Source organism: Flagellimonas spongiicola (genome assembly GCF_023502425.1).
Taxonomy (GTDB): Bacteria; Bacteroidota; Bacteroidia; order Flavobacteriales; family Flavobacteriaceae; genus Flagellimonas; species Flagellimonas spongiicola.
The window spans coordinates 1144041-1158389 of record NZ_JAMFMA010000001.1 but is presented as its reverse complement, the minus strand read 5'-3'; the positions used below and the strand labels follow the sequence as shown (position 1 = coordinate 1158389).

The window sequence follows — 14349 nt, the reverse complement described above, 5'->3', positions numbered from 1 at the left end:
AGTAGTTATGCTCACAAAACGAATAATTCCTTGTTTGGACATCAAAGACGGACGCACGGTTAAAGGTGTAAATTTTGTTGATTTACGTGATGCGGGTGACCCTGTCGAGCTCGCAGCAATTTATGCACAAGAAGGTGCTGATGAATTGGTTTTTTTGGATATTTCAGCAACGGAGGAAAAACGGAAAACACTGGCAGAATTGGTATATCATGTTGGGGAAAAGGTGAACATCCCCTTTACTGTTGGCGGTGGTATTTCCTCCGTGGAAGATGTGGATATACTCTTAAAGAATGGCGCAGACAAAGTATCCATAAATTCCTCCGCAGTCAAACGTCCGGAATTGATCAATGAATTGGTTGCCAAATTCGGTTCCCAATGCATAGTTGTTGCAATTGATGCCAAAAGAAAAGACAACCAATGGAAAGTACATTTGGTTGGAGGTAAAGTACCAACGGAAATTGATTTGTTTGAATGGGCAAAGGAGGTTGAACAACGAGGAGCTGGAGAAATACTGTTCACATCAATGGATCATGATGGCACAAAGAATGGATTTGCCAATCAGGCACTTCGAAAATTGTCTGAATTGGTGAACATTCCGATAATTGCATCAGGAGGGGCAGGCAACATGTCCCATTTTACAGATACCTTTCAAAATGGAAAAGCAGATGCCGCTTTGGCAGCTAGTATATTTCATTTTAAGGAAATCGGGATAAAGGAATTAAAAACAGAATTACGGGAAAATGGAATAGCAGTTCGTTTGTAAGCTATTCGGACCGATTTAAAAACATAGTAATGAATGTAGATTTTTCAAAAAGTGGTGAAGGTTTGGTACCAGCGATAATTCAAGATGCACAAACTAAAAATGTGCTGATGTTGGGCTACATGAACCAAGAAGCCTTAGACGTCACCTTAAAAACCAAAAAAGTTACATTTTACAGCAGAAGTAAGAACCGATTGTGGACAAAAGGAGAGGAGAGTGGTAATTATTTGCAGTTAGTGGATATCCAAAATGATTGTGATAAGGATACGCTTTTGGTTTTTGTGCATCCTCAAGGTCCGACTTGTCACAAAGGAACCGCTACCTGCTGGGGTGGTACTAACGACCAAGAATATGGTTTTTTGTCTAAGTTGGAAATGATTATCGCATCAAGAAAAGATAATTCAGAAGACCCTAATAGTTATGTCGCATCGTTGTTCCGAAAAGGTATTAACAAGATAGCTCAAAAAGTAGGAGAGGAAGCGGTTGAAACCGTAATAGAAGCAAAAGACGATAACGACGAGCTATTTCTTAATGAAAGTGCCGACCTATTGTTTCATTATTTGATTCTTCTTCAGGCCAAAGGATACAGTCTCAACGACATTGTAAAAACACTACAAGGTAGGCATCAGTAAGCTTAAACACTAGCGTTAAGGTTTTTCTAATCCTGTAAGGTTTACAGCTAAATAGCGTATTTTTATGTAATGGCTATGAACACTAGAAAGGGATTTCGCTTTACTACTTACGAAGCACCTCATCAAACTCCTTTTGAAAAACTATTCGAGATTTTTCAAGAACTGATTACCCATACCTCTGGGGATGTGGAAGAAGCCTTGGATTGGCTGCGCGAGTTGGACAAGGAGTATGAGTTAACCGACGATGACTATACTATTGATGATTTTATCGAAGAGCTAAAGGCAAAGGGGTTTATTCGAGAAGAAATTGATTTGGACAACAATGAAGCAGGAACTGAGGGTGACGAAGGGGATGAGGGTGAGGGGAATAGTGGATTTTCCATAACCGCGAAACTAGAACGCATGTTGCGGCAACGCGCACTTGACCAAATTTTTGGGAAATTAAAACGAAGCGGCTCCGGTAACCATAAAACGGGTAAATCTGGTAGGGGAGATGAGCATACTGGTGAGTTCAGGGAATACCGTTTTGGCGATGCCTTGGAACATATTTCAATGACAGAAAGCCTGAAGAACGCACAGGTGAATCATGGTCTGGATAATTTTTCATTGCGTGAAGAGGACTTGGTGGTAGAAGATACTCAGTATAAAGCGCAGATGAGTACGGTTTTGATGATAGATATCAGCCATAGTATGATTCTATACGGCGAAGATCGCATAACCCCTGCAAAGAAGGTGGCCATGGCTCTTGCCGAGTTGATAACTACACGATACCCGAAGGATACTTTGGACATTTTGGTCTTTGGGAATGATGCTTGGCCTATTTCCATTAAGGAATTGCCCTATCTTAAAGTAGGACCTTATCATACCAATACCGTAGCGGGATTGCAACTTGCAATGGACATGCTAAGAAGGAAACGGAATACCAATAAGCAAATTTTCATGATAACAGATGGTAAGCCTTCCTGTTTACGGCTACCAAATGGGGATTACTACAAAAACAGTGTTGGATTGGATGAGTATATCGTTGAAAAATGCTACAACATGGCACAGCAAGCAAGAAAATTGCATATTCCGATTACCACATTTATGATTGCAGAGGACCCGTACCTGATGAAATTTGTGCGTGAGTTTACCAAAGCAAACAAAGGAAAAGCATTTTATACAGGCCTTAAAGGTTTAGGTGAAATGATTTTCGAGGATTACGAACAAAACAGAAGAAAAAGAATTAAAGGATAACAGTGAAGATGGCGATTACAACGCATGAAAAAATAAAGACCCTTGGCCAGTTGATTAAGGCTGGGTATTCCCATAAAAGCATTAAAGATGAGCTTAGGGAGAATCTTTTAGAAAGTATAAAGAAAGGTGAAGAAACCTTTCATGGTGTTTGGGGCTATGAAAATTCTGTAATACCTGAATTGGAACGCGCGATTCTTTCAAGACATAACATCAATTTGTTAGGACTTAGAGGTCAGGCAAAAACGCGTTTGGCCAGGCTCATGGTCCAGTTGTTGGACGAGTGGATTCCAATTGTTGCCGGTTCCGAAATCAACGATGATCCATTTGCGCCAATTTCACGATATGCCAAGGAGTTGATTACAGAAAAAGGCGATGATACTCCAATTGAATGGTTACATCGAGATGAGCGGTTTTATGAAAAATTGGCAACACCAGATGTAACAGTAGCTGATTTAATAGGTGATATAGACCCGATTAAGGCGGCAAACCTAAAACTGTCCTATGCAGATGATCGTGTCATACATTTTGGCATGATTCCCAGGGCAAACAGAAGTATTTTTGTAATTAATGAACTTCCCGACCTTCAGGCGCGCATCCAAGTTGCCTTATTCAATATCCTTCAAGAAGGCGATATTCAGATTAGAGGTTTTAAACTAAGGTTATCCTTGGATTTACAATTTGTTTTTACTGCGAATCCTGAAGATTATACCAATCGAGGTAGTATTGTAACACCACTGAAGGACAGAATTGGCTCGCAAATATTGACGCATTATCCAGAAGATCTGGAAATTGCCAAAAAAATCACCCTTCAAGAAGCAAAATTGGATAGCCGGCAAAAAGAACAGGTCCATGTCCCGGAATTGGCCATGGATGTATTGGAGCAAATTAGTTTTGAGGCTCGAAACAGCGAGTATGTTGATGCTAAAAGTGGTGTAAGTGCGCGGATGAGCATCACTGCATTTGAAAATCTTCTGAGTACCGCTGAAAGGCGAATAGCAAGGTCTGGAATTGACAGCACTACTGTTAGACTAAGTGATTTTATGGGCGTAATCCCTTCAATTACTGGAAAAATAGAGTTAGTCTACGAAGGAGAACAGGAGGGAGCTGGCTCCGTTGCAGAATCTTTAGTGGATGAAGCCATCAAAACCTTGTTTCCAAATTTCTTTCCAAAAATTGCAAAATTGGAACGTAAGGAGGAAGAAACGGTTTATGATGATTTGGTATTGTGGTTTTTTGAAGGTGAAGGATTTGATTTATTGGATGAAGACAATGACATAGACTATCAATCAAAATTGGATTCCATTGTGCCGCTTCAAAAACTAATCAAAGAATACCACCCCAATGTCAAAAAAGAAGATTCTTATTTTTTGAAAGAACTCTTATTATGGGGATTGGTAGCACACAATAAGCTTAGCAAAAAACGATTCACCCAGGGATATCAATTTAAGGACCTTTACGGCAGTTACATTCGAGGACTCTAGTAACTTGCTACATCCATAGATTTAAATTGTCATTGTAGTTTTCAAAATTATAACTGCCAATGAGTTGTTTACGATACCAAAAGGACACCAAAGTCAATAGGGCCAGTAAACAATACAAGATTAGTATAGAAATTGCCATGGGCATAAAAGTAGCCGGAATTACTGAGTTTACATAGTCTGAAGTTGAACCCAAAATTAAAAAAGAGTCATAAATTTTGAAGACATAAACAATCATTACGGCGTATAATATGTACTCCAAATTCCGCATTTTAGGATCTGGCATTTCTTTTTCTGTAATCTTAAACCAAACTACATAGAGGTAGATAAAATGAATAATGGAGAACAGTGGAAATATATAATTGTCCGGTTTTAGAAAATAGAATTTGTTTGTAAACAATCCATAGAAATTGGACACGGACAAAAGTAAAAGGATAATGAAAATCAGGATGTTATTAACACGCCAACTTAAGAAATTCTTGACTAAGTTCATTTCAATTTAGGATTTGGGGAACTCAAAAGTTCACTCTAAGAACGAGATTGGCTTTGGAATATTCTGAATAAATCGATGAATCACATGTAATGTTGGGTAAGTAGAATATCCTGTGGTGAAATTGTGCCCATTAAGCGCGTCACAACCGTTTATCGAATGACTTATAATTCAAGTAGACAAGATTCATTTTGTTCAAGAAGCGCCGTTTTTAAAGCTTCTTACATCAACAATTGAATTTTTTGTATTTTGGAACAAATACTTATGTGAATGGCAAACTGGTTGACTGTTCTACTTACCGTTCTGGCAATTTATGTGCTCATCAGTGTACTATTGTATTTTCTTCAGGATTATTTTCTTTTTAAACCTGAAAAGTTACCGGATGATTTCCAGTTTTATTACAATAACCAAGAAATAGACGAATACAATATTGAAACTAGGGATGGTGCAACTATAAATGGACTTCGCTTTAAAACGGATAATCCAAAAGGTGTGGTTTTCTACCTAAAGGGTAATTCCAAAAGCATTAAAGGATGGGGAAAGTTTGCGGTTGATTTTACAAGACATGGGTATGATGTCATTATGGTAGACTATCGAGGCTTTGGGAAAAGTACAGGCCGTAGAACTCAAAAAGCGGTAAAACGTGATATGCAGGTTATCTATAATAAGATAAAGGAAAAGGTGCCTGAAAAATATATCATTCTTTATGGTAGATCAATGGGGTCTGGGTTTGCTGCTAAACTAGCATCAATGAACAATCCTAGAATGTTGATTTTGGACGCTCCATACTACAGCTTGAGCAAGGTGGCTAAAAAGTACATTCCATTTATGCCATTATCCATATTGATAAAGTTTCCAATGCCTACCTACAAATGGTTGAAATATGTGAATTGTCCTATCCATATTATACATGGTACGGATGATCGCTTAATACCTTATAAAACTAGTGTTCGACTATCAAAAATAAAACCCAAAACAACCAAGTTGTATACGGTTATCGGGGGTGGTCATAAAAACCTGAACAACTTTGAATCGTACCACAAGATGTTGACGGAAATAATGACCTCGAAACTTAGAAAAGTCAATCTTGAAGGTTCAAGTTTTAATGTAAAACACAGTTCAAAACGCGCCAATGCGAAAGCTTAAGAAGGTCGTCCTCGTCTGCCTTGGTTTATTTTTACTACTCCTACTCATGTTTCATACATTTCAAGACAAGTTAATATTCCTGCCCACACAATTGCCTAATGACTTTGCCTATTCCTTTGACAAACCATTCCAGGAATTGTTTCTTACCGCCAATGATGGTGCAAGGCTTAATGCACTTCACTTTGAAGTGGATAATCCTAAAGGTTTGATACTATATTTTCATGGAAACGCTGGTGATTTAAGCCGTTGGGGAGAGATTACTTCCAAATTCACGGATTTTGGATACGATGTGATTGTTATGGATTATAGAGGTTATGGTAAAAGTACAGGTGAGCGGAGTGAGTCAGTTTTAAACCAGGATGCCCAATTATTCTATGATTATGCCAAAGAACGCTTTGAAGAGCAGCAAATCATCCTCTATGGTCGTTCATTAGGAACTGGATTGGCTAGTTATCTCACTTCCATTAATCAACCAGGTAAATTAATTTTGGAAACACCCTACTATAGCTTGTTGGAAGTTGCTAAAGATAGATTTCCCTTATTGCCGGTAAAACAGTTGATCAAGTATACAATTCCTTCCCATAAGTATCTGGCAGATACAAATGTACCTATTCGAATTTTCCATGGTACAGAAGATAGGGTAGTGCCCTATGAATCTGGTGTTAAGTTATATGAATCCATAGAAAATGCTGATAGAAAGCTCTACACAATTCCCAACGGTCGACATAATGATTTAGACCAGTATGAAATTTACCAGAATGGCATTCAATCGGAATTAGGGAATTAGCCAAATAGCTCGGAAGACAAGTACCTATCCCCACGATCACATACAATGGATACAATAGTGCCACTTTCTAAGGAATTAGCCAACCTTAAAGCTACTGCAGTTGCTCCACCACTACTTACTCCAGCAAATATACCCTCCTCAGAAGCCAACAATCGCGCAGTTTTTTCAGCCTCATCTTGACTAACTTCCATGATGGTGTCAACTTTTGTACGGTCAAATATCTTTGGCAGATAAGCTTCAGGCCATTTGCGGATACCTGGAATTCTGGAATTGTCAGTGGGTTGCACCCCTATTATTTGTATGGCCGGATTTTGCTCCTTTAGAAAAGTAGAAGTTCCCATAATGGTTCCGGTTGTTCCCATGCTTGAAACAAAATGCGTGATTGCCTGATTCGTATCGTTCCAAATTTCAGGTCCTGTGGTTTTGTAATGGGCCCTCCAATTATCGTCATTGGCAAATTGATTTAGCATTTTATAGCCATCGTTGGCCACTTTGGCCTCCGCATAGTCCCTAGCTCCCTCAATACCAATATCAGCAGAAGTCAAAGTTACCTTTGCGCCATAAGCACGCATGGTCTGTACACGCTCTTTTGTGGAATTTTCAGGCATTACCAATTCTATGTCCATTCCTACAATACCTGCAATCATGGCTAAAGCAATACCGGTGTTGCCGCTGGTGGCTTCTATTAATTTGGTTTGGCGCGTAATTTCACCGCGTTCCATACCACTTTTAATCATGTTTAAGGCAGGTCTGTCCTTTACACTTCCCCCTGGATTCTGACCTTCCAATTTAAACAACAACTGCACATTTGGATTGGTATTCAACACCTTGGATTCCACCAAAGGCGTATTTCCTATTAGATCAAGTATGGAATTAGACATTGGTAACTGTCTTGATTTTAACTTCGGAGGTATGGAATACGGTTGAGTTTGGGGGTACAGATACTGTCAACCAAGCGTTGCCCCCTATGGTGGAATTTTCACCAATCACAGTTTTTCCGCCTAAAATTGTAGCATTCGCATAGATGGTTACATTAGACATAATTGTGGGATGCCTTTTGGTTTTTTGCAAGTTCTTGGATACGTAAAGCGCACCAAGAGTTACCCCTTGATATATCTTCACGTTGTCATGAATCACAGCGGTTTCACCTATTACCACACCGGTGGCATGATCTATGAAAAACGACTTTCCTATTTGCGCACCTGGGTTGATATCCACACCCGTCTGTCGATGTGCATACTCGGTCATTAATCGAGGTACAAGCGGGAACCCTTGATTATAAAGTTCATGTGCCAATCTGTAAATTGCAATGGCATAAAACCCTGGATACGCCATATAAACTTCTTGCAACGACAATGAAGCTGGGTCACCGTTTACAATTGCCTCGGCGTCCAAATTCAATTTTTCCAAAATACTTGGAAGCGATCGCACATAATGATCCCAAACTTTAACACAAGGTCGCTCCAAATCCCAACAAGCCAGCTCTACCAAATAACTGAACTTTGTTTCGAGCACATCTAAATTTTCGGCAACAGGTGTGTTCACATCAAATAGCGTGTGAAACAATAGATTGGTAAATTTTTCAGTTTCTTCTTTAAGTCTATAGTCTAAATAGGGTAAATTCTTATGCCTATTCAATTCTTCGATAATGGTTTGCTTATCCATGCTTAGAAATAATGGTTAAAAATAGCTAAATGAAGACCACACGGTTAAAGAAATGTATAACTTTAGCTTAATTATAACATCTCAATAGTCAAGTGTGAACAATTCCCTAATTTCCAAAGAGGCATTCGGTTTTTTAAAAGATCTGGCCAACAATAATACCAAAGATTGGTTCAACGCCAACAAGAGTACTTTCAAAAAGCATGAGGCTGACGTGAAATCTTTCTATGAAAATTTAAAGGAAAGGTTAAACGATCATGATGAAATTGAAAAGATAAAAATGTTCCGGATCTATCGGGACGTACGATTTTCCAAGGATAAAACACCATATAAAGCACATTTTGCAGGGTCATTTTCAAGATTGGGTGCACGATTGCGCGGTGGATATTACTTACACTTAAAACCAGGAGGAACATTCATTGCTACTGGATTTTGGGACCCCAACAAGGAAGACTTGTTTCGTATCCGAAAGGAATTTGAAATGGATGCCACGGACTTTAGAAAAATTATTGAGGATAAAAATTTTAAAGCCATCTGGGGAGAATTACAAGGTGATGGGGTAAAAACCGCTCCAAAAGGTTTTGATAAGGAACATCAGAATATAGATTTGATAAAAAGAAAACAATTCATCTTTGTTCGCAATTTCTCGGACAAGGAAGCACTATCAAAGGATTTTATAGATGATGTGGATAAGTCTTTTCAAGCAATTAGGCCCTATTTTGATTTAATGAGTGATATCCTTACCACCAACCTGAACGGAGAATCACTATTGGACTAAAACAGGAAGTTCCAATAATTGTATTTGATCTTTCAATCTTCGAATGACCATGTTCATCATTCGCTTATTCAAAGCAGAAGAATTCAAAATGTAAGTCCTATATTCTTGAACCGTGAAGTGGCCAATAATCATGCCCTTTAAGCTATTTCTAAACTTAATATCTTTTTGAATGGAATTGTCTATGAATTGCATTCGTTTTTCCAAGGTTAGTTCATAAAAAGCACCTTTATGCTTTCGAATGTAATTCTTGAAAACTTCAATGATTAAATCGTTTTGGAGCTTTATTATGGGACGTAGCGTTTGATTTTGAAACCGCTCTTCTGAACCCATTTCCTCGTGAAAATTAACTTGTGGAATCTCAGGCCGCATGGCCAACAGGTCTTCTGATCGTGAATCCATTTTGAGAGTTTTATTAAAATTACATAATCAAAAATTGCACAAATTGCGAATTGGTTTTAGTTTTTAACCATGTTATAAACAGTCACATTTTTACTTAAATTCACGTCTTTAAATCCCTGAGTCAAATGAAATTCGGTAAAGTAGAACATCCCGAACTTATTGATTTTACTATGCCTTTGGACCATCCTGATACGGAACGGATTCTTTCCAGAAGTAATTTGGTGAACGATTCAAACTTTTATATAGGTTGCGCCAAATGGAACCGTCAGGACTTAAAAAATTTCTATCCCAGAGGTACAAAGGACGAGTTGGTTTATTACGCTTCGCAATTCAATAGTATAGAACTTAATGCAACTTTCTACCGAATATTTCCTCCAGATCAATACCAGAAATGGTATGACAGAACTCCAGCAAATTTTCGATTTTTTCCTAAAATGATAAATCGAGTAAGTCATTTAAGAAGGTTGAATGATAAGGTTTATGAAATAACAGATCGGTATTTGGAAGTTACCACACTATTGCGAGAGAAAATGGGAACTATTTTTTTGCAACTGCATGGTAATTTTGGTCCAAAAAATTGGGATAGGGTAGAGCGGTACGTGAACTATTGGCCAAAAGAAATTCCATTAGCAATGGAATTCAGACACAAAGATTGGTATGCGGATAATTCCATAGCAGGAGATTTGTATTATTTATTAAAGGAAAACAACATTGCCCATGTATTGGTAGATACCGCAGGAAGGCGGGATTTAATGCATATGCGATTATCAAATAATGAGGCTTTTGTAAGATATGTTGGGGCCAATCACCCTACGGACTACGATCGATTGGATGATTGGATTACTCGTCTTCAACAATGGAAAAGTAAAGGGTTGACCAACATTCACTTTTTCGTGCATCAAAATCTAGAACTTGAGTCTCCCTTATTATCTGCTTACCTCATAGAAAAATTGAACCGAAAATTGGATGCTCAACTTGTAATACCCAATACACTCTAAAAAATAAAGCCGAAAACCGACTATTAATAGGGTACTCCAACTTCCACAAAAGTATCTTTGGCATGAAATCTAGGTGAGATAGGTGCAGCCATACAGCAGGTAGAACCCAAGTAAAAAAGCGAAATCTCTTGAAGTTTTGAAACCGTGTTTCCTGGAGCTATATTTTCACCTAAGGCAATTGTTCCCACGGCAGGTCCGCCAACAATAGACAGATACCATGTTCTTCCCAATGTATCCTGAATATCAATATTATAACGCTCGTTTCTAAAGGCAGGTAAGGAGGGATTTCCTTTATAAATCCATGGACGGAGCACAACTAGGTCACCTGGTACATGCTGAATTCTAGTAATGGTACCATCAACAGGGGAATGAATACGATGGTAATTTTTATTGTGTAAAAAAACGTTGGTGAATGTATAGTGTTTCGGAATTTGCCTCTCTTCAACACCAAATACGGTTGAAATTGTCCTGATATCTGATTTTATACAGACAAGTCGTAAATTTTCAAGTCTTTCCTCATCACAAAGAAGTCCTTCGCAGGGCCAAACATATGGACTATCAGTTTTGGGTAAATGCTTGAACTCTCTTATGAAAAAATCTTGAAAGCATTCAAAATCTGTTTTGCCATGAGGCGGTTTAAACTTTTCTAAATAGTTTTTGTCGGAATAATTCAAACGAATATAAGGTGCGATTATAGTCTTGGAAAAAGGCTTGTTATACAACGAACTATACCATGTTGAAAATGCTCTTTGAAGATTACTTGGGATATTCCCCCAAATGTTTACGGATAGAAATTTGTATAAATCAGCTCGCCATTTTGGCACCTTGAATACAGTAAAGCTGGGGTCGGAATAATACGGGAATGAAGCTTGCATGAATGATTGTTCGTATGGATTGATGCTTCAAATTATGGTTATGCATTCATTCGCCCTAGAGAATTAAGAAAAGTTTATTTTTTGATTAACATAATTTAGAATTAATGAAACTTTTTGTTAAAACACAATAAATTATTTATGCTTCACCACAAATGTTAAAGCTTTGCAGCGTATTCCAATTATTAAAATTGAATTGCTATGAGATTTCACACCAGAAAATGGGTTAAACCCGAAGATTTAAATGCCAATGGGACGCTATTTGGTGGCAAGGTTTTGGCATGGATTGATGAAGAAGCCGCCCTCTATAGTATTGTGCAATTGGAGAGTAAGAAAGTGGTAACAAAGTATATGTCTGAAATCAATTTCATGAGCACTGCAGTAGTCGGTGATATTGTGGAAATCGGTATTGAAGTTATAAAGTTTGGCCATACATCCATCTCCTTGAACTGCGAAGTGCGGAATAAAATGACCCATGAAAGCATCGTGACTGTGGACAATATTATTATGGTCAACCTGGATGATAAAGGTAACCCAACCGCTCATGGTAAGACCAAGGTAGAATACGTTAAGGACCGATTGGCTAAAAAGGAAAAGGAAGAACAGGAAAGGGCTGCTAAGTCAATTTAGCTGCTATTTCTTGGACGCTATCCAAAACGCGTAACAGATTTTCACCCCAAAGTTTGGCGATTTCCCTTTCAGAATAACCTCGCCTTACCAATTCAAGGGTTACATTCGGTGTTTCAGAAACATCAGACCAGCCATCTATACCGCCGCCACCATCAAAATCTGAGCTAATGCCCACATGGTCTATGCCAATACGATTCACCATATAGTCGATATGATCCACCAAGTCCCCAACGTTAACAGGTTCCGGGGTTTTTTCACTTGCAAGACCGGAATCTTTGTCTTTTCGTTCCAGATATGCCTTATAACTTTCATGCTTGGACTCGTTCAAATACGAATTGAAGGCAACGGCTTGTACTACACCTCCATTTTGTTTTAGGGCCAGTAATTGTTCATCATCCAAATTGCGGCTATGATCGCAAAGTGCCCTGGCAGAAGAATGCGAAGCAATAATAGGTGCTTTACTGATATCCAAAATTTGCATCATGGATGCTTTGGATAGATGGGAGACATCGACCATGATACCTAGTCTATTCATCTCAATTACAGCTACTTTACCTATGTCACTTAAACCATTGTGCAGCCAATCGTTATCTTTTTCCCCAGTGTGGGAATCACAGAATTGATTATGTCCGTTGTGGCATAAAGAAACATATCTAGCTCCGCGATTAAAATAATTTTGGAAAAGACTCAAATCCTCACCAATCGGAAATGCGTTTTCAACCCCGATCATTGCGACCTTCTTACCGTCGTCTATTATTCTTCGGACATCGTTGGAATTCAGTGCAACTTCAATATGGTTTGGAGCATAAGACTCACACAATCGGTGAATGGCATCAAACTTGGAAACAGCATTGTCCGAGGCCTCTGAATAACCTTCATCGTCTAATGTTCCCTGGGCGGAATATACAATCAACCAAGCCACATCAAGTTCCCCCTTTATCATCTTGGGCAAATTCAATTGTGTGTCTAAGTTTTGGGTGTAATTATTGCTATCGGTAAAGTTGTGTACTTTGATATCAATATGGGAATCTATGGTGATTATGTTGTCATGGATTTTACGCACTATTTCCTCCAATGTTCAGATTTTAAGTTGTTGTTGATATGCACACCTACAAATAAAGCACTTTGACAACAATTTGAAGGCGGTATAGAACATTTTGTTGTCCTATCCATGGGTTTATGGCATATTCAATCAGTTAAGAACCATAAATCTTGGATAGTTTGGGAACTAGAGAATTATTGACCTATTTAGAAAAATTGGAAATTGGATTGAGTAGTTTTTCCTACGATGAATTGGGGGCCGAAGAGGCTGGAAAGCTTAAAAAGTCATTTGATGTTTTTAAAAATGGATTGGAGGACAAAGTCTTTGGCGTACCAGAAATGCATCAGTTGGAAGTGATCTACGATCAAGTGGGAATTAAAGCAGCTTCCAGCGCAATTGAAGATAAACAGCTGGAAAAAGAAAATAATATCACACAGCTCTTGGCGCTAATCGCAATGCTGGACAAAACCAATTTGGACCAACGTCAACGTGAAATAGTAATGAGCTTGTATAAAGTCTCCAAGCGATTAAAGGATAATGCCCCTACAGAAGAAGTAGAGCAGGGCATAGCATGTACTACGACCGTAGAACAAAATTTAGAATCTCTATTGACAACCCAAAAAGTAAATCTAAGACCTGTTTTAGATGAATGTATGGGGCAAATGGAGCTATTGGAAGAATTGGTGCGGGTTTACAAACAGAATATTCTAGAATTCATTGGCAAAATCAAGGTTCATCTTCAAACTGAGAATTTCCGAGGTGTCGATTTTGCTTGTCAAAAAATCCAAGCTTGCCTGAAAATGATGAAAACGGTAAGTCTTCTTGAAATCACGGAACAAATGAGTACCGTTTGCAAGACAGACAATGACATTAAATACTTGAATTTTCTATATCAACAATTCCTAGTGGAGTACCCAAAAGTGGAGGAATTGGTTGATTTTGAAATAGATGTCCTGAGAAATATGTAAATTATAAGATGGTTAAAAACCTTCCTGAATATCATCAGAGTATTTTTTACCCCTTAATGGAGCATGCCTCCGATTTGGAATGCAAACTGATATTGATTGATCAGATGCTGGAAATTGGAGATAAAAAAGACCTGGCGTTATTGGAAGAATTGGAAACCCACTCCAATCATATGATCAGTGGCAAAGCCTTTGAAGTAAGGAATGCACTCCTGGAAAAGCTGGGAATTACGGATCCTTCAGAAAAAACACTGCTTCCCATGGATCTCTGTTTTATTTATGACGAGTTCAATATTGAGCCATCCAAACTGGATCCAGATTTGGATATGGATTTTGGGGTACCCTTGGATATCTTTGATGTTTAGGCCCTTTTTTCTTTAACATTTTACACCACTAAAATCACCTGTTTTACCACAAAATATTGTAGACTCATAATGTTTACAGTAAGTTCACGTTATAAGTATAACCCCAAAC

At 38.3% G+C, this 14349-nt stretch carries 17 protein-coding genes; 11 read left to right on the top strand and 6 right to left on the bottom strand.

The window, feature by feature from the left end:
* Nucleotides 1–7: 7 nt before the first annotated feature.
* The 4 genes from hisF (at nt 8) to M3P19_RS05410 (ending at nt 4109) form a co-directional block, all read left to right on the top strand.
* Nucleotides 8–763: an imidazole glycerol phosphate synthase subunit HisF gene (gene hisF / locus M3P19_RS05425; protein ID WP_249656616.1), complete on the top strand. Its 756-nt coding sequence runs from the start codon at nt 8–10 to the stop codon at nt 761–763.
* 29 nt (nt 764–792) lie between these two features.
* A complete protein-coding gene (hisIE, locus tag M3P19_RS05420) occupies nt 793–1392 on the top strand; it encodes a bifunctional phosphoribosyl-AMP cyclohydrolase/phosphoribosyl-ATP diphosphatase HisIE (RefSeq protein WP_249656615.1) in 600 nt (199 codons plus the stop codon).
* Between the two features lie 69 nt (nt 1393–1461).
* Entirely contained in the window at nt 1462–2628 is a 1167-nt protein-coding gene (locus tag M3P19_RS05415) for a vWA domain-containing protein (protein ID WP_249656614.1), read from the top strand.
* Between the two features lie 8 nt (nt 2629–2636).
* On the top strand, nt 2637–4109 hold the full coding sequence (locus M3P19_RS05410) for a magnesium chelatase (protein ID WP_249656613.1): 1473 nt from the start codon (nt 2637–2639) through the stop codon (nt 4107–4109).
* Nucleotides 4110–4116: 7 nt separating this feature from the next.
* Here the strand turns inward: M3P19_RS05410 and M3P19_RS05405 are convergent, their stop codons facing one another.
* Nucleotides 4117–4599: a hypothetical protein gene (locus tag M3P19_RS05405; protein WP_249656612.1), complete on the bottom strand. Its 483-nt coding sequence runs from the start codon at nt 4597–4599 to the stop codon at nt 4117–4119.
* A 267-nt stretch (nt 4600–4866) separates the two neighbouring features.
* Between M3P19_RS05405 and M3P19_RS05400 the strand changes: the two genes are divergently transcribed.
* Together M3P19_RS05400 and M3P19_RS05395 are read left to right on the top strand one after the other, a co-directional pair.
* Nucleotides 4867–5742 (top strand): alpha/beta hydrolase, encoded by an 876-nt coding sequence (locus M3P19_RS05400; RefSeq protein ID WP_249656611.1) that lies wholly within the window; start codon nt 4867–4869, stop codon nt 5740–5742.
* 46 nt (nt 5743–5788) lie between these two features.
* Nucleotides 5789–6529, top strand: a complete 741-nt coding sequence (locus M3P19_RS05395) for an alpha/beta hydrolase (protein WP_249656610.1) — start codon at nt 5789–5791, stop codon at nt 6527–6529.
* Here M3P19_RS05395 and cysM read toward each other — a convergent pair.
* Nucleotides 6526–7410: a cysteine synthase CysM gene (gene cysM, locus M3P19_RS05390; protein ID WP_249656609.1), complete on the bottom strand. Its 885-nt coding sequence runs from the start codon at nt 7408–7410 to the stop codon at nt 6526–6528. The genes M3P19_RS05395 and cysM overlap by 4 nt on opposite strands.
* Nucleotides 7403–8194 (bottom strand): serine O-acetyltransferase EpsC, encoded by a 792-nt coding sequence (epsC, locus tag M3P19_RS05385; RefSeq protein ID WP_249656608.1) that lies wholly within the window; start codon nt 8192–8194, stop codon nt 7403–7405. Before epsC ends, cysM begins: the two co-directional genes overlap by 8 nt.
* A 94-nt stretch (nt 8195–8288) precedes the next feature.
* Between epsC and M3P19_RS05380 the strand changes: the two genes are divergently transcribed.
* A complete protein-coding gene (locus M3P19_RS05380; RefSeq protein ID WP_249656607.1) occupies nt 8289–8969 on the top strand; it encodes a DUF2461 domain-containing protein in 681 nt (226 codons plus the stop codon).
* On the opposite strand, the gene M3P19_RS05375 is transcribed toward M3P19_RS05380, so the two are convergent.
* Nucleotides 8958–9368: a glyoxalase gene (locus M3P19_RS05375; protein ID WP_249656606.1), complete on the bottom strand. Its 411-nt coding sequence runs from the start codon at nt 9366–9368 to the stop codon at nt 8958–8960. The two genes, M3P19_RS05380 and M3P19_RS05375, sit on opposite strands and share 12 nt — an antisense overlap.
* A 125-nt stretch (nt 9369–9493) precedes the next feature.
* On the opposite strand from M3P19_RS05375, the gene M3P19_RS05370 reads away from it, so the two are divergent.
* Entirely contained in the window at nt 9494–10366 is an 873-nt protein-coding gene (locus tag M3P19_RS05370; RefSeq protein WP_249656605.1) for a DUF72 domain-containing protein, read from the top strand.
* A 23-nt stretch (nt 10367–10389) separates the two neighbouring features.
* Here M3P19_RS05370 and M3P19_RS05365 read toward each other — a convergent pair whose 3' ends face one another.
* On the bottom strand, nt 10390–11241 hold the full coding sequence (locus M3P19_RS05365) for a phosphatidylserine decarboxylase (protein ID WP_249656604.1): 852 nt from the start codon (nt 11239–11241) through the stop codon (nt 10390–10392).
* Between the two features lie 198 nt (nt 11242–11439).
* On the opposite strand from M3P19_RS05365, the gene M3P19_RS05360 reads away from it, so the two are divergent.
* Nucleotides 11440–11868 (top strand): acyl-CoA thioesterase, encoded by a 429-nt coding sequence (locus M3P19_RS05360; RefSeq protein WP_249656603.1) that lies wholly within the window; start codon nt 11440–11442, stop codon nt 11866–11868.
* Here M3P19_RS05360 and M3P19_RS05355 read toward each other — a convergent pair.
* On the bottom strand, nt 11855–12943 hold the full coding sequence (locus M3P19_RS05355; protein WP_313791612.1) for a dipeptidase: 1089 nt from the start codon (nt 12941–12943) through the stop codon (nt 11855–11857). The genes M3P19_RS05360 and M3P19_RS05355 overlap by 14 nt on opposite strands.
* Nucleotides 12944–13089: 146 nt before the next feature.
* On the opposite strand from M3P19_RS05355, the gene M3P19_RS05350 reads away from it, so the two are divergent.
* Together M3P19_RS05350 and M3P19_RS05345 are read left to right on the top strand one after the other, a co-directional pair.
* Nucleotides 13090–13878 carry a hypothetical protein gene (locus M3P19_RS05350; protein WP_249656602.1) on the top strand — a complete coding sequence of 263 codons (789 nt, stop codon included), beginning with the start codon at nt 13090–13092 and terminating at the stop codon, nt 13876–13878.
* Nucleotides 13879–13886: 8 nt separating this feature from the next.
* Nucleotides 13887–14240 carry a hypothetical protein gene (locus tag M3P19_RS05345; RefSeq protein WP_249656601.1) on the top strand — a complete coding sequence of 118 codons (354 nt, stop codon included), beginning with the start codon at nt 13887–13889 and terminating at the stop codon, nt 14238–14240.
* Nucleotides 14241–14349: the final 109 nt, after the last annotated feature.

Bases quoted from the DNA above. Each gene is read 5' to 3' on its own strand.
- hisF (WP_249656616.1), top strand. From the start codon at position 8: ATGCTCACAAAACGAATAATTCCTTGTTTGGACATCAAAGACGGACGC.
- hisIE (WP_249656615.1), top strand. From the start codon at position 793: ATGAATGTAGATTTTTCAAAAAGTGGTGAAGGTTTGGTACCAGCGATA.
- M3P19_RS05415 (WP_249656614.1), top strand. From the start codon at position 1,462: ATGGCTATGAACACTAGAAAGGGATTTCGCTTTACTACTTACGAAGCA.
- M3P19_RS05410 (WP_249656613.1), top strand. From the start codon at position 2,637: ATGGCGATTACAACGCATGAAAAAATAAAGACCCTTGGCCAGTTGATT.
- M3P19_RS05405 (WP_249656612.1), bottom strand. From the start codon at position 4,599: ATGAACTTAGTCAAGAATTTCTTAAGTTGGCGTGTTAATAACATCCTG.
- M3P19_RS05400 (WP_249656611.1), top strand. From the start codon at position 4,867: ATGGCAAACTGGTTGACTGTTCTACTTACCGTTCTGGCAATTTATGTG.
- M3P19_RS05395 (WP_249656610.1), top strand. From the start codon at position 5,789: ATGTTTCATACATTTCAAGACAAGTTAATATTCCTGCCCACACAATTG.
- cysM (WP_249656609.1), bottom strand. From the start codon at position 7,410: ATGTCTAATTCCATACTTGATCTAATAGGAAATACGCCTTTGGTGGAA.
- epsC (WP_249656608.1), bottom strand. From the start codon at position 8,194: ATGGATAAGCAAACCATTATCGAAGAATTGAATAGGCATAAGAATTTA.
- M3P19_RS05375 (WP_249656606.1), bottom strand. From the start codon at position 9,368: ATGGATTCACGATCAGAAGACCTGTTGGCCATGCGGCCTGAGATTCCA.
- M3P19_RS05370 (WP_249656605.1), top strand. From the start codon at position 9,494: ATGAAATTCGGTAAAGTAGAACATCCCGAACTTATTGATTTTACTATG.
- M3P19_RS05365 (WP_249656604.1), bottom strand. From the start codon at position 11,241: ATGCAAGCTTCATTCCCGTATTATTCCGACCCCAGCTTTACTGTATTC.
- M3P19_RS05360 (WP_249656603.1), top strand. From the start codon at position 11,440: ATGAGATTTCACACCAGAAAATGGGTTAAACCCGAAGATTTAAATGCC.
- M3P19_RS05345 (WP_249656601.1), top strand. From the start codon at position 13,887: ATGGTTAAAAACCTTCCTGAATATCATCAGAGTATTTTTTACCCCTTA.